At 60.7% G+C, this 13,318-nt stretch carries 16 protein-coding genes; 3 read left to right on the forward strand and 13 right to left on the reverse strand.

What is annotated here, in order from left to right; all coding sequences use genetic code 11:
* Positions 1–142: 142 nt before the first annotated feature.
* From KFO72_RS14615 to KFO72_RS14660, 10 genes are all read right to left on the reverse strand, one after another.
* The gene (locus KFO72_RS14615) at positions 143–1,381 is read right to left on the reverse strand and encodes a porin (RefSeq protein WP_176053860.1); all 1,239 of its coding nucleotides are present in this window, start codon (positions 1,379–1,381) and stop codon (positions 143–145) included.
* A 116-nt stretch (positions 1,382–1,497) separates the two neighbouring features.
* A complete protein-coding gene (locus KFO72_RS14620) occupies positions 1,498–3,003 on the reverse strand; it encodes an aldehyde dehydrogenase family protein (RefSeq protein ID WP_225032431.1) in 1,506 nt (501 codons plus the stop codon).
* Positions 3,004–3,028: 25 nt separating this feature from the next.
* Positions 3,029–3,592, reverse strand: coding sequence for a c-type cytochrome (locus KFO72_RS14625; protein ID WP_060605333.1), 564 nt, complete (start codon positions 3,590–3,592; stop codon positions 3,029–3,031).
* Entirely contained in the window at positions 3,589–4,098 is a 510-nt protein-coding gene (locus tag KFO72_RS14630) for a c-type cytochrome (protein WP_060605336.1), read from the reverse strand. Before KFO72_RS14630 ends, KFO72_RS14625 begins: the two co-directional genes overlap by 4 nt.
* Positions 4,095–4,634, reverse strand: a complete 540-nt coding sequence (locus KFO72_RS14635) for a methylamine dehydrogenase light chain (protein WP_062917086.1) — start codon at positions 4,632–4,634, stop codon at positions 4,095–4,097. Before KFO72_RS14635 ends, KFO72_RS14630 begins: the two co-directional genes overlap by 4 nt.
* Before the next feature lie 40 nt (positions 4,635–4,674).
* Complete coding sequence (gene mauD, locus KFO72_RS14640; protein WP_007581305.1) at positions 4,675–5,292, reverse strand: methylamine dehydrogenase accessory protein MauD; 618 nt, start codon at positions 5,290–5,292, stop codon at positions 4,675–4,677.
* Positions 5,289–5,855 (reverse strand): MauE/DoxX family redox-associated membrane protein, encoded by a 567-nt coding sequence (locus tag KFO72_RS14645; protein ID WP_060605343.1) that lies wholly within the window; start codon positions 5,853–5,855, stop codon positions 5,289–5,291. The genes mauD and KFO72_RS14645 overlap by 4 nt, the downstream gene beginning before the upstream one ends.
* A 7-nt stretch (positions 5,856–5,862) precedes the next feature.
* On the reverse strand, positions 5,863–7,020 hold the full coding sequence (locus KFO72_RS14650; protein WP_225032432.1) for an amine dehydrogenase large subunit: 1,158 nt from the start codon (positions 7,018–7,020) through the stop codon (positions 5,863–5,865).
* 236 nt (positions 7,021–7,256) lie between these two features.
* Positions 7,257–7,997: a hypothetical protein gene (locus tag KFO72_RS14655; protein WP_225032433.1), complete on the reverse strand. Its 741-nt coding sequence runs from the start codon at positions 7,995–7,997 to the stop codon at positions 7,257–7,259.
* 8 nt (positions 7,998–8,005) lie between these two features.
* Positions 8,006–8,194 carry a hypothetical protein gene (locus KFO72_RS14660; RefSeq protein WP_054933660.1) on the reverse strand — a complete coding sequence of 63 codons (189 nt, stop codon included), beginning with the start codon at positions 8,192–8,194 and terminating at the stop codon, positions 8,006–8,008.
* Positions 8,195–8,412: 218 nt separating this feature from the next.
* Between KFO72_RS14660 and KFO72_RS14665 the strand changes: the two genes are divergently transcribed.
* Positions 8,413–9,357 (forward strand): metallophosphoesterase family protein, encoded by a 945-nt coding sequence (locus tag KFO72_RS14665; RefSeq protein WP_062917084.1) that lies wholly within the window; start codon positions 8,413–8,415, stop codon positions 9,355–9,357.
* A gap of 55 nt (positions 9,358–9,412) precedes the next feature.
* A complete protein-coding gene (locus KFO72_RS14670) occupies positions 9,413–9,760 on the forward strand; it encodes a cupredoxin domain-containing protein (RefSeq protein WP_225032434.1) in 348 nt (115 codons plus the stop codon).
* A gap of 46 nt (positions 9,761–9,806) precedes the next feature.
* On the opposite strand, the gene KFO72_RS14675 is transcribed toward KFO72_RS14670, so the two are convergent.
* Positions 9,807–10,106, reverse strand: a complete 300-nt coding sequence (locus tag KFO72_RS14675; RefSeq protein ID WP_318248451.1) for a hypothetical protein — start codon at positions 10,104–10,106, stop codon at positions 9,807–9,809.
* 364 nt (positions 10,107–10,470) lie between these two features.
* Between KFO72_RS14675 and KFO72_RS14680 the strand changes: the two genes are divergently transcribed.
* Complete coding sequence (locus KFO72_RS14680; RefSeq protein ID WP_225032465.1) at positions 10,471–12,078, forward strand: alkaline phosphatase family protein; 1,608 nt, start codon at positions 10,471–10,473, stop codon at positions 12,076–12,078.
* A 220-nt stretch (positions 12,079–12,298) separates the two neighbouring features.
* On the opposite strand, the gene KFO72_RS14685 is transcribed toward KFO72_RS14680, so the two are convergent.
* The gene (locus KFO72_RS14685) at positions 12,299–12,622 is read right to left on the reverse strand and encodes an antibiotic biosynthesis monooxygenase family protein (RefSeq protein ID WP_225032435.1); all 324 of its coding nucleotides are present in this window, start codon (positions 12,620–12,622) and stop codon (positions 12,299–12,301) included.
* 39 nt (positions 12,623–12,661) lie between these two features.
* Complete coding sequence (locus KFO72_RS14690; protein ID WP_225032436.1) at positions 12,662–13,300, reverse strand: FMN-binding negative transcriptional regulator; 639 nt, start codon at positions 13,298–13,300, stop codon at positions 12,662–12,664.
* Positions 13,301–13,318: the final 18 nt, after the last annotated feature.

The raw sequence follows: 13,318 nt of genomic DNA on the forward strand, positions 1-13,318 counted from the left end.
CCGCCCCGCACAGGGGCGACGCGTGAAGCACGCTAACGTAACGCGGATGCCAGCGAGAGCAAAGGCAAACCGCGAACGCCAGCGCAGAGCAAACCGCATCTGCCAGCGCAAACCCCAACCCAGCGTCGCAGACAAAAAAAACTCAGAAGTTATGCTTCAGCCCGAGAGTCACAGACACCTGCTTATCCGTCGTGGAATTCGGCAGATTAGGAATCTGCGCATAATTCACGCTCTGTCCGGTGACAGGATCCGTCCCAATCCCACTGCCAGCGGCTTTCTGAAAAATCCCAACCGCATACAACGTCGTCCGCTTGGACAAACTATACGTCGCCCCAAGATTGACCTGATGAAATTTCGGCGACCCGCTGACATCGGTTTTCATCGAGTTATAGATATACGCAGCCCCGAGCGTAAAAGCGGGCGACAACGCATACGTCGCATTCACCTCGACGATATCGAACCGCACATCCGCGCCTTGCGGCAGTGTGGCGCTCGCAAAGTACTGGCTATCATCCAGCCGCGTATGCGTATAAACCAGTCCAAAAGTCGCTGGCCCGAAGGTATAAGACCCACCCACACCAAACGCTTTCAACGAATGCGCATTCTGCAACTCACAGTACATTGCAGTCGGATTCGAGCACGCAAAATCCCCGATATAACCCTGCTCGCCGCCTAGCGCAGCATCGAGCGGATTATTCAGATCGAGATAGCCGACCCCGAACGAGAAGGGCGCATTGTTGTAACTGGCAGAAACAGCCCAGCCACGCTTCTGCGAAAAATCACCCGCCACGCCGCCCAGCGAATACGTGCCGCTCACAGAAAAACCCGCAATCGTAGGACTGACATACTGCACCGCATTGTTCAGATTTAGCGCGGCATTCAGATTATCGACGTCGCCGATATGCGACCCATACAACGTGGCCCACGTAATACTCGAAGCATATGGCGCCAGTGCATTCGTGTACGAATCGAACTGACGGCCGAACGTCAGCGTGCCGTACTGCTCGTTGGTCAACCCGACCCACGCATTCTGATTGAAGAGCGTGCCGCCCTGAACGAAACTACCGCTTCCCGTGTAGAAGCTGTTCTCGAGCTTGAAGGTCACCGACGTGCCGCCGCCAATATCTTCACTCCCGGTCAACCCAAATCGCGAAGGCGCAGAATTCCCGCCCGTGAACTGAAAATTGTGTCCGCCGCCGACGCTGCCATCCGCATGCGTGACCTGCTGGTTATTCGTGTACGTGATGCCCGCGTCGACATCGCCATACAACGTGACGCTGCTCTCCGCATGCGCCATGCCGGGCGCAGTCATCGCAGCCATGGCGCCCGCGAGCGCGGCCACCGCCGCCGCGATGGTGCGCGGCGTCGTCCTGTATTTCATGTCTCTTCCCCTTTGTCTTATCCGTCTGCTTCGTGAGCGTGCGATCCGGCTGCCTTGCCCGTCTAAACCTCAAAGCGCAATGCTAAAAGCGCTTCGGCAAGGCAGCGCCCGAACCCTCACGCGTAATTGATCATCACGGACTTGCTTTCCGTGTACTGCTCGATGACAGCGCGTCCCAGCTCACGGCCAAAGCCCGATTGCTTCACGCCGCCGAACGGCAGCGCGTTGTCGAGCAGCGAGTGGCAATTGACCCACACCGTGCCCGCCGCGATGCGCGGAATCAGCTTATGAACGGCCGACATGTCGTTCGACCAGATACTCGCGCCAAGACCATACGGCGTGTCGTTGGCGAGTTGCACGGCGCTGTCGATCTCGTCGAACGGCATCGCAACCAGCACCGGCCCGAAGATCTCTTCGCGCACCACGCGCATCGTCTGGTTCGTGTCGACCATCACGGTCGGCTCGACGAAGAAGCCCGGCTTGTCGATGATCTTGCCGCCCGCAGCGGCGCGCGCGCCTTCCGCGAAGCCCGAGTCGATATAGCCGCACACGCGCTCGCGCTGCTTCGCGGACACCAGCGGGCCGATCAGCGTCGACGGGTCCATGCCCGCGCCGACCTTCAGGCTCTTCGCGATCTGCGCGACGCCGTCGATCACCTTGTCGAACACCTTGCTGTGGATATAGACGCGCGAGCCAGCCGTGCACACCTGGCCCGAGTTGAAGAAGATCGCGTTCGCGACGCCTTGCGCAGCCTTGTCGATATCGACATCGGGCAGCACGATCACAGGCGACTTGCCACCCAGTTCGAGCGACATGCGCGTCATGTTGTCGAGCGCCGCGTGGCCAATCAGCTTGCCCGTCTGCGTCGAGCCTGTGAAGGCAATCTTGTCGATGCGCGGATCGCGCGACAGCGCCGCGCCCGCCGTATGCCCATAACCCGTGACGATGTTGACGACGCCGTCCGGAAAGCCCGCTTCGCGGATCAGTTCGCCAAGCCGCAAGGCGGTGAGGGGCGTATCTTCGGCGGGCTTCAGCACGACGGTGCAGCCCGTCGCGAGCGCGGGTGCGAGCTTCCACGCGGCCATCAGCAGCGGGAAATTCCACGGGATGATCGCGCCGACCACGCCGACCGGTTCCTTGCGTGTGTAGGCAAACACTTCGCTGTCCGGCATGTACGGCATGCCCGCATCGATCACGCTGCCTTCGATCTTCGTCGCCCAGCCGGCCATATAGCGGAAGCACTGCGCCGCCATCGACACGTCGAGACCTTGTGCGACCATCACCGGTTTGCCGTTGTCGAGCGATTCGATTTCCGCGAGCTCGCGCGCATTCGCTTCGACGAGATCGGCGAGCTTCAGCAGCAGACGTTCGCGGTCGGTGGTTTTCATCGTGCGCCACGGGCCGGCGTCGAACGCGCGGCGTGCGGCGGCGACGGCTTGCTGGACGTCGTGCTCGTTCGCTTCAGGCACGCGCGTGAGGACGGCGCCGTCGGCGGGATTCACGACGTCGAGCGTGCGGCCCGACGATGCATCCGTCCACTCCGCGCCGATCAGCATCTTCTTCGGCTTCGCGATGAACGCCTGCGTTGCGGCGAGCAGCGGGAAGGTGTGAGTCGTCTCCATGTTCGATTCCTTTGATAGGGGATGTTCAGTAGCGGTCCGCGACGCCCTTGATGCCGCGCTCGTGCAGATCGCGAATCAGTCCGGCGCGCACGGTCGCGACATCGGAGAGAGCGGGGCGGCGGCGTGCGGAGACTTCGGCAGCCGTGTAGGGCTTGAAGTCTTTCGGCAGCGCTTCGTGGTTCATCGTCGTGAGCAACCAGTTCAGCACGTCGGCGAGTTCCTGATCGGAGAGCGCCGAGTTCGATGCGCCCGGCACGCGCATCACATACTCGCGCCCGGCGGGCAGATGCTCGAAATAGCCAAGCGAGTGCGCGAGCGGCGGCACCTTGCCGGGAATCCCGCCGCCCGTCGCCGTGTGACAGCCCATGCAATTGAGCACCCAGTGCTGCTGCGCGAGCGATGCGTCGGCGCTGCCTTGCGCATTGGCGGGCGAGGGCGGCGCGAGCGTCGCGGCGCACGCGATGAGCAGCATCGACATGCGCCGCGCTGCGCCGACCCACAACGCCGCCGATGAAACCGCGCGCGCGCCGCGCACGGGCTGCTGCGTGGGCACGCGGTCGCCGGCACGAGACACGCGAGCGGCGTTCATAGGCCGAGTCCCTTCGTGACGACGGCGCGCTGCGTATGGACGGCGGCGCTGTCCATCGTCTGGGCGCGTGCCGCCTTGATGTCGGCGGCCGTGAACGGCTTCGCGTCGCCGTGCTGCGCGTTCAGATCGAACACGACATAGTTCAACACCTGCGCCAGGTCTTCGTCGCTTGCGCTCGCGAAGCTCGGCATCTTGAAGTTGTAGCTCTTGTCGTGAACCTTGATCTCGCCGAACATGCCGTGCACGAGTGTCGACGTCAGTTGCGCGCGGCCCGGCGCCGTTGTCGAATACTTGCCCGGGTACTCGGTGAGCGGCGGCGCGAGTCCGTCCTGGCCTTTGCCGCCAGCCTGGTGGCACACCGCGCACTGCGCGTCGAACATGCTCTTGCCGGCGGGGTAGTGCACGGTCTGCGCGAACGCGATACCCGGCATCGTCAACGACGCAGCCGCCGCAACACAGGCGGCCGCGATTTTCCCAGCGGGCCTTGAAAAATGCGTCACTTTCATTGCTTTGCTGCTCCAAGCAGGACCGAAACCGAACAGTGATAGTTCGAATTGCCGTTCGCCATGCACCAGTTGATGTCGTTGTCGAGCGACAGCTTGTAAAGCGGCTTCTCGCGTTCGTTGCGGTTGCAGAAGCACTTGCCGCACGAGGTTTTGCCGCAGCAGTCGTTGTACGAGACGATGTAGTCGGTGCCGTCGTGCGGATTGCGGCAAGTGCCGATCCACGTGATCGGCGAAGGCGTCGTGCCCGGCGGGCAGCTGCTCGACGTGCCGCCGCAGCAGCTGCAGAGCCAGCCGTCGATGGCGCAGTACTTCCAGTAATCGCAGCTCATCGGATCGTCGCTGGCGCCCGACGCGCCCGATGCGCCCGATGCAGCCGACGCAGCATCGGCTGCATAGGCCGTGCGATCGACGGGCAGCAGCGGCAGCATCGCCGAGCCGACCAGCACGCGGCCTAGCTTCGCCATCGCGCTGCGCCGCGAACTGCGCTGCGCGACGCCGCGCGCCGACTTCTCGAACCATGAATCAAAAACGCCCATGTGATTGTTCTCCGCTCAGGTTGTCAGTGGGTTCGATGCGTCAAGCGTGCTGTTCGTGGCGATGATCGCCGTGCACGAACTCCTGCAGCGACGCGACGCCGCGTTCCTTCGCTTCGAACAGGCTTTCCAGATGCTCGCGCGTATTGACGAGACCCTTGGCGCGCACCTTGCCGCTGTCGTCGAGCAACACGGCATACGGCAGCTTGCCGATCTGATACGCCATGCCCAGTTCCTGCGACAGCACATACGGGAAGCGGTCGAGGTTCTGCTTCTGTGCGAAGCGCTGATGCTCGGCGAGGTCGCCGTCGCTGGCGAGCACGATGTTGACGGGCGTGGTTTCGCTCGATTGCAGCGAAGGCAGCAGCGGCAACAGCTTCTTGCAGACGGGGCACGTCGGCGACAGGAAGAACAGCAGCGTGGCCTTGCCTTGCGCGTCGATGCCGCCTACCTTCACTTGCTGGCCGCGAATATCGGACAGTTCGAAGGTCGGTGCAATCGCGCCGACAGCGGGGCCCTTGTCGATCATCAATGCGCCTGCGGGCATGATGCGTTCGTACAGGATGCCGACCTGGCGAACCAGCGCGAGACAGATCGCGCCGAGCGCGAGAACGGCGATCCACAGGAGCGCGGTGGAAACAGTGAGAGCGGTTTGCATCATGAATTCCTCAAGTGAGAAAGGCGCGGCACGTTGGCCAGCAGCACGTCGAAAATGAGCAGTGCGCAGACGATCAGCAGCACGGCGAAGAACAGCGTCAGGTAGTCGAACCACACGATCGAACGCGTCGCGGGTTCGATGAACGCGGTCGCGGCGAGCGCGGCGAGCAGCACCGCGCGCGCGACATGAAACCAGCCGATGCCGCGCGGCGCATTCGCTTGCGTTGCCGATTGCGTCGCGGCAAAGCCCGAGCAGCCGCAGTCGATATCGGTGTGGCCGCGCAGGATGTTGAACGCGAGCCCCGCCGCGAAGGCGAGCAGCAGCGCGACCAGCACGATCGCGCCGATGACGCGCGTATCGGGGAACAGCAGCGCGGCGGCGCCCACCGTTTCCGCTGCCGCGATCGCGATGGCGGCGGGTGCCGTCAACGCGTCGGGCAACAGGCGGTAGTCGCCGAGCGCCTGACGGAACGCGGCAGGACGCCGCCATTTGGCGACGGCGCCCAGCAGCACGACAATCGCCGTGCTGGCCTGCGCGCCCGTTGCGAGTACAGGATCGAGCATCATGTCGGCCTCACGGATTGACGAGCAGCGACGACGTATTGCCGACCTGCTTTTCGACGTGCTGCAGCTTGCCCGTGCGCGCATCCATCACGACGAGATCCGACGTGCCCGTAATGCCGTAGAACAGCGGCTTGTCGTCGTCGCTGACCTGGATCGAGGCGATCGGGTCGATCTTCTGCTGCGACAGGTCCCAGCGCGCGATGCGCTTTTTCGTTTGCAGGTCGTACACCCAGACTTCCGAGCCGGGGTCCTTGTGCGTGCCTTCGCCGCCCTTGTGCATCGCGACGTAATAGCGATGCAGCTTCGTCTGCACGGCCGTCTGCTGCATGCCGCCCGGACGCCAGCCTTCGGCGCGCTCGGCATCCGTCAGCAGCGACCACGGTTTGCCGAACACGGGCTTGTCGCCGCGGAAGTCGGCGGTGCGCACCATGCCGTGGAAAGTCGTGAACAGATAGCCGCCCTGGTACGGCGATGCGTTGATGTAGGCGGGGTCCTTGTCGACGTCGATGAACGCGTCTGACATCGTGCGCTTCGCTTCCTTGCCGTTCGCGTCGAGCGTGATGGTGAGCGCCTTGCCGCTTTCGCACAGGCCCGTGAAGCGGTCGTTGCCCGACGGAAACGCGAGCACGCAGGCCGCCATATCGACTTCCGACAGCACCTTCTTCGACGCGACGTCGATCACCGTCACCGATGCGGCGGGCGTGATGTTCGTCACGTAAAGACGCTTGCCGTCCGCGCTGAACGTCGTGTTGTACGGCGACGGCACGTGCTGGCCGTGCTTGGGCGGAATCACGATTTCGCCTGTGTGATCGAGCGTCGCGTTGTCGGTCATCTCGACGACGTCGGTGCGCTCGCCGTGCGAGCCGCGCGCGAAATACGTGGTCGCGACGAAGCTCGTCTTGTGGTCCGGCGAGATCGCGAAGCCCGGCGCGAAGCCTGCGTCGATCTGGCCGAGCAGCTTCTTCGCATCGGCGTCGTACAGATAGATGCGTGCGTCCGTCATCGACGGCATCGAAATATCGACGACGAATACCTCATGCGGATGCCAGGGCGGCAGCTTCTGCACGGTCAGTTCTTCGGGCTTTTCGATTGCGTGCGCACTGCCGATGCATGCCGCAGCAAATGACAGCGTCGCCGCGATGGACGCGGTTCGTCGCCTTATTCTCATGTCGCCTCCGTTAGAGATTCACGTTGTGTGAGGCGACTGTAGATCGACGAAAAATCGGGCCAACGCCGAAACCGGCAAGGCGTGCGTGCCGATTTGGGATATTGGTAGCCTTGCTGAAAGGGATGTAGGGCGGGTGTTGGGTTAGGCGCGGTGCTGCTGTTGCGGGTTAGGGTTTGTTTCTAGGCATTTTCTAACCGTGCACGAGTTGTCAGACATCGTGGGTTGCGGCGACGTATTCAGCCGTTGTTTTGCTGGCTTCGCCGTTCGAGCCTGTTACGCATCTGGCCGGCAACGAATGCGCTGATCGTCATCAGGAGATAGACGGCGACGAGATCGTGGCGCCACGCATCCAGGGCGAGTTGATGAGCAACCAGCTTCGGATCGGGTGCGGGCAATGTGAAGCGCTTTGTCTCGACGGTTCGCATCATCTGGATAAAACCCGCCGCGGACAGCAGCGGCAAGAGGATGGCGAACGTAAGCAATGCGGGCTTCATGCGTTGCGCCAACGGATGATGGCGCAAGCGGAACCACAATCCGAGGCATCCATGTACCCAGCCGGGCGCGAGCAGCGCAAGCTGCAGTCCCTGCGTGCCGCTCGTGAGCAGCGTGATGACGACACGCTCGTAGTTCGGCTCGAAGCCATAGAGCGTGGAGGCCAGCCGGGTCGTCACCGCGTGGCGGATCAGCAGCAGCGGCAGGCTGAGGCCCGCCCAGAGGCGGACCCAGTCGGCCCCGGGTAGCGTCCATTGGCGGCGCGTGTAGATCGTATGCAGCGCGAGCCAAAAGTGCAGCGCTGCCGCACCGTACAGCGCGAATGTGCCCGGGACGCTACGCCAGAGCCACAACGCCAACTGCAGCGCGCGCCCGGCAAGCTCCAGTGACCAGACGGCGAGCGCGTGATTGATCAGATGGAGGAAGAGATAGGTCAGCAACACGATGCCCGACCCGAGCTGAAGACGGCGCAGAACGGATTGCACTCGAAGCCTCAATTCACGGATGTGCGGGCCTGGCCCGACGCGCAGTCATCCGGGGTCGCCGTGCGTTGACATACCGATTCGGCGAATCGCGATAACGCCGAAATCGAGCCGCATACGCTGTGGTATTCCTCGCGGCCGATTCTGCCATCGAGGATGACTGTCAGTCCCGATTCACGGGCCAGGTCGATGATGTCCATTTCGATTCCCCAATTCGTGTGTCCTGCCTGCCAGACCGTCCACATGCGCTGGATATTCCGCACTAAAAGGTCAGCGCATGAGTCGACGCAGCAACAGCAGTTCATGTTTCGGGAATAGAACGGACGTCATCTCAGTCTAGTGCTTGAACCCAGCCGGCGGAGGTCCACTGGGTGATTCGGCGGTCTATACCTTCTGAACCCCCAATCGAGAGCACATCATGTCATCCGATACGCCTTCCAATCCGTCGCGCCGCAGCGCGTTGAAATGCCTCGCCTATGGCGGCGCCGGCACCCTGTTCGTCCTTGCAGGCGGCATTCTCACCCCTGTCGAGTTAGCGCTCGCCGCCGGTACGGCCGACAAGCCGGCATCTTCAGGCGTGCCCTTGTTCCTTCAGATCAGCGACACACATATCGGCTTCAACAAGGAAGCCAATCCGGATGTCGCCGGTACGCTCAAGGAGACGATCGACTTCGTCAACGCGATGCCCGTCAAGCCAGCACTGACGATACACACGGGCGATATCACGCACCTCTCGAAGGCCGCGGAATTCGATCTCGCGGCCCAATTGCTGTCGGGGCTGAATATCACTGAACTGCACACCGTGCCTGGTGAGCACGATGTGACAGACGGACCGGGAACCGAGTACTTCCAGCGCTTCGGCAAAGCCTCGGACAACAAGGGGTACTACAGCTTCGATCACAACGGCGTGCATTTCATCGGGCTCGTCAATGTGATGCACTTCAAACCGAATGGTTTAGGGAGCCTTGGCGACGACCAGCTTGAATGGTTGGAAAGCGATCTGAAAGGGCGCTCGTCGAGTACACCGATCGTTGTGTTTGCACACATGCCGATGTGGACAATTTACGAACCATGGGGATGGGGCACGGGCGACGCTGGCCGCGCGATGGACTACCTGAAGCGGTTCGGCTCGGTCACCGTGCTGAATGGACATATCCATCAGATCGTGTCCAAGGTAGAGGGGAATATTACTTTCCATACCGCGCGCTCGACCGCGTATCCGCAACCGACGGCCGGAAACGGGCCTGGGCCCATGCCGCTCAAGGTGGCGAGCGATCAGCTTGCCAGCATGCTTGGCGTGACCAGCATCAAGATCTCGCGTCATCCGCTCAAGGCGACGCTGTCCGACGCGACGCTCGTCTGATTGCAATCACCCTCTACTTATCTACTTATCTACTTATCAAGCAAGGAACGGGATCATGCTATCTGCCATCTTTCGTCGTACGCTGGTTGTCTCTGTTGGAGTCGGGATGATCGCGGCGGCATTCACTTCAGGGACGACTGTCGCGCAGGCGCAGGAGGCCAATGCTGTCGTTATCAAGAATTTCATGTTTTCACCGATGTCCACCACGATTAAAGCGGGTTCGACGGTGACCTGGAAAAATCTGGACGGCGAACCGCATACCGTGGTTAGCGACTCCGGCCTGTTTCGCTCCGCCGCGCTGGATCAGAACGAGACTTATCAGTTCAGGTTCGACAAGCCTGGTGTCTACAACGTGTTTTGCGGCATACATCCGAACATGAAGGAAGTCATTACCGTGCAGTAGAGCAGATCGGATCGAGCTTAAGAGGCGGAACCCCGACGTTGACCTTTTAAACCTTGCCGCTCATCCGGTCCATCATCGCGAGCAAATCCGTCAGGGTCTTTTTGCACCTGGCCTGGCTGGGTGAACTTTCGCGAAGGGCCGTGAGCGCGTCGTCGATCGACTTGTCGAGTTTGTGCCAGTCGGCGGCGGCGCGTGGCTTCAGTCCCGCTTCGGCCTCGTCCCACGACGTTTCCAGATCCTTGATCCGCTTTTTCGCGCCCGCGAGGTCGTTGGCGTCGACCAGCTTCGAGGTGTCGACAACGATCACGCGGAACTTCTGTACCTCGATCAACGAGCCGGACATCATGAATGAGGATAAGTCATGGCACATCGGCACGCTTAGGTGATGACGGTATGCGTTCGTTCCTCTTTAAAAAGAGCGAATTGCCTGTCAAGAAACGTTTTGAATAAATCAATCCTTTCCTTATGCAATTCTTAAGAAATCGAGAGAGGATGCGACGCCATTCGGCGCCAGGGCTCTATTTGTGGGTCGTGATTTTCATTCTCATGAATTCGGTTAAACGAAAGGGAAAAGTCATTCCGATGACGTATTAAACGGGCACATTACCTCGCTGCAGTCACTTCGAATTCAAACATTCAGTGAGGTGGAAATGAGTCGTCTTATCAGGCAAATGGGAGCAGGCATCCTGGCGGCAACGATTGCGCTTCCGATGATCGTTCATGCTGGCGATGACAAGGAACATGGTCACGATCACGACCGGCGCGACGCCGACGTGCGACGGGTTTTGCTGATCAGTGTGGATGGTCTCCACGAGCAGGATGTGGCGCGTTGCATTGCCGCTAATACGTGTCCGAATCTGGCTTTGCTGGCGAAGTCCGGCGTAACGTACTCCAATGCTTATACGCCTGGACTCTCCGACTCGTTTCCTGGCCTGGCGGCGCTCGTGACGGGCGGCTCGCCGAAATCGGCGGGACTGTTCTATGACGTTTCGTACGATCGCACGCTTTACGCGCCGTCAGACCCGACTTGCAAGGGCAAGCAAGGTTGGAATGTCGTATTCGACGAAACCACGGGCATAGACGCAGAGAACGGCGGGGCGCTTACGCATCTCGACGGAGGAGGCGCCTTCAATCCGCAAGCGATTCCACACGCAAAGACAAATGGCGTGTGCGTGCCCGTTTATCCACATAACTATCTGAAGACGAACACGATCTTCGAGGCCGTCAAGCAGCACGTCGACGGTGCACGCACGGCTTGGGCCGACAAGCATGCGTGGGGCTATGACTGGTTAAATGGTCCGTCAGGCAAGGGCGTCGACGATCTGTCACGTACCGAGATCAACTCGATCGATCCGGCGACGGGCACGAACTACACCGACGCATACGCGCATACCGAACAGTTCGATAACCTGCATGTTCAGTCCATCATCAATGAGATCGACGGAAAGGACTCAACGGGCAAGCAAAACACCGTTGTGCCGACCTTGTTCGGTACGAACTTTCAGACATTGAGCGTTGCGCAGAAGGCGCCCGTCGCGTCCGGCGGCGGCTATCTCGATGCGAGCTTTACTCCGGGCAAGCAGGTGACGGACGCGATTGCCTATGTCGACAATGCGCTTGGAAAGATGGTCGATGCACTGAAGTCGAGAGATCTCGCGAAGTCGACGATGGTGATCGTAACGGCCAAACACGGCCAGTCGCCCAGCGACCACACCAGGCTGGTCAAGAACGGCGACACGCTGGTGGGCCTGCTCGAAGCGCATAACTATCTCGATCCGAACGGCCGCTTTGGGCAAAACAGCACGACGACGGGCAACCTGAATGACGGGACGGGTCTCGTCGGCACGGGCTTCGCGCAAACCGACGATGTCGGTCTCATCTGGCTGCGGGACCAGAGCCAGGTTCAGGATGTCGTGTCGACGCTGAAGGCCAACCTGGGTTGCAACGCGCCAGGAATCTGCGCTGACGGGCCGCAGGCTTACATCCTTTCGGGACCGCGGCTCGCGGCGCTATTTGGCGACCCGGCATATGGACGCACGCCCGATATCATCGTGCAGCCCAACCCCGGTGTTATTTACACATCGAGCAAAGCGAAAGACGAGGAGCATGGCGGGAACGCGCCGGACGACAGCCATCTGGGCCTGATCGTCGCGTATCCCGATGGACATCATCATGAAAGGCATGTCGATCGCCGCGTCAGCACCACACAGGTTGCACCTACGATCTTGCGCGCACTCGGGCTGGACCCGAAATCGTTGCAGTCCGTTCGTATGGAGGGCACCCGGCCGCTACCGGGGTTGGGAAAGGATGACGATTGACCGGGATGCCTGATGCGGCTCGACTGCTGCTTGCGAGCATTTGAAGATTGCGTACCTCAAATGTGCGGTTTGCTTCGGCTTGGTCGCATGGCGCTTCGTGCCGATACTGTCAGGCAGGTTTAAATGCCACTGGTCCAGTGGGCCAGTGGCATTGCACTGATTCAGGGTGCTCGTACGTTCTTTGCGTTGTCGAAGACGGTTTTATTTTCAGCCTCGTCACTTACTGACGGCGGTGGACCTGCTTCACGAGCCGGCCATCACCATATTCCCGAATCACACGCGCGATGATGACCCGATAGCCATCCAGCCAGCGGCTTTGCTTCGCTTTCGCCTCGACGTGCACGGGATGCCGGATCAGTTGTAGCAATGCCTCTTCCGATTCCCAGTAATAGACGTTCTGGGTCAATCCTTCACTGGCGTTTTCCCACGTCTCCTCACTCACATATCCCGGAATGGACCGAGCCACTGCGGTAATCCGCTGATCGAGTTCATGAAATGCCTCGTCGTATTGACCGGCCCGAAAAATGAAGGTGGAAGAGTACATTGCATTATCTGAAGAACGTTGAGCGATGCCGACCGCTCTTTATGGTTGCTTCGTCGGGACCCCGGCGAGCATGGCATCGGCAAGCTGGGATTCGCCATTCGACTTGAGTGCTTCGGCAGCACCGTGGATATCTCGCGCTTCCTTGTTCTGACTGAGCTTGCTCTTACCGACAAGACGCGTGATCTCAACCTGAATACCGACGATCGCCTTTACCATCGCATCCACGTAGTCCTTCGGTGCGTCGCCCATCTTCCAGGGTTTCGGTTCCGATGCCTCATGTGTGCGAGTGAGGCGGCCCACTAAGCCTCGCACGTAGCGCTCATCATCGAGAATCGTCATGCGGCCGTGCGCATGCACAACCATGTAGTTCCAGGTCGGCACCTGTTTGTGCAGTTCGTGCTTGCTCGGATACCAGTTCGGAGAAATATAGGCGTCGCCCGCATGGAACACGACGAGGACCTCGTCGCCGTTCGCGACCTCCTGCCATACCGGGTTGGCCCGCGCCACATGCGCACGCAGCACGCCGAGTTCGCCGTCCTCTGCTGCAAGTTCGAACGGAATGTGATTGGCGTCGAGTCCGCTGCTACCGTGCGTGATCAACGTGCCAAACGGATGTTGAACGATGCGGGAGTGCAAAACTTCCTTCCGGGTTTCGGCAAAGTGGGCAGGTACGTACATACGCGGTCTCTGGCTGCT

This window comes from Paraburkholderia sp. XV, assembly GCF_020177535.1.
GTDB lineage: Bacteria > Pseudomonadota > Gammaproteobacteria > Burkholderiales > Burkholderiaceae > Paraburkholderia > Paraburkholderia caribensis.

Coding starts and splice junctions, on each gene's coding strand:
- KFO72_RS14650 (WP_225032432.1), bottom strand. CDS start 7,020: ATGAGAATAAGGCGACGAACCGCGTCCATCGCGGCGACGCTGTCATTT.
- KFO72_RS14660 (WP_054933660.1), bottom strand. CDS start 8,194: ATGGACATCATCGACCTGGCCCGTGAATCGGGACTGACAGTCATCCTC.
- KFO72_RS14680 (WP_225032465.1), top strand. CDS start 10,471: ATGATCGTTCATGCTGGCGATGACAAGGAACATGGTCACGATCACGAC.
- KFO72_RS14615 (WP_176053860.1), bottom strand. CDS start 1,381: ATGAAATACAGGACGACGCCGCGCACCATCGCGGCGGCGGTGGCCGCG.
- KFO72_RS14685 (WP_225032435.1), bottom strand. CDS start 12,622: ATGTACTCTTCCACCTTCATTTTTCGGGCCGGTCAATACGACGAGGCA.
- KFO72_RS14630 (WP_060605336.1), bottom strand. CDS start 4,098: ATGAAAGTGACGCATTTTTCAAGGCCCGCTGGGAAAATCGCGGCCGCC.
- KFO72_RS14635 (WP_062917086.1), bottom strand. CDS start 4,634: ATGGGCGTTTTTGATTCATGGTTCGAGAAGTCGGCGCGCGGCGTCGCG.
- KFO72_RS14675 (WP_318248451.1), bottom strand. CDS start 10,106: ATGATGTCCGGCTCGTTGATCGAGGTACAGAAGTTCCGCGTGATCGTT.
- KFO72_RS14645 (WP_060605343.1), bottom strand. CDS start 5,855: ATGATGCTCGATCCTGTACTCGCAACGGGCGCGCAGGCCAGCACGGCG.
- KFO72_RS14670 (WP_225032434.1), top strand. CDS start 9,413: ATGCTATCTGCCATCTTTCGTCGTACGCTGGTTGTCTCTGTTGGAGTC.
- KFO72_RS14665 (WP_062917084.1), top strand. CDS start 8,413: ATGTCATCCGATACGCCTTCCAATCCGTCGCGCCGCAGCGCGTTGAAA.
- KFO72_RS14690 (WP_225032436.1), bottom strand. CDS start 13,300: ATGTACGTACCTGCCCACTTTGCCGAAACCCGGAAGGAAGTTTTGCAC.
- KFO72_RS14620 (WP_225032431.1), bottom strand. CDS start 3,003: ATGGAGACGACTCACACCTTCCCGCTGCTCGCCGCAACGCAGGCGTTC.
- mauD (WP_007581305.1), bottom strand. CDS start 5,292: ATGATGCAAACCGCTCTCACTGTTTCCACCGCGCTCCTGTGGATCGCC.
- KFO72_RS14625 (WP_060605333.1), bottom strand. CDS start 3,592: ATGAACGCCGCTCGCGTGTCTCGTGCCGGCGACCGCGTGCCCACGCAG.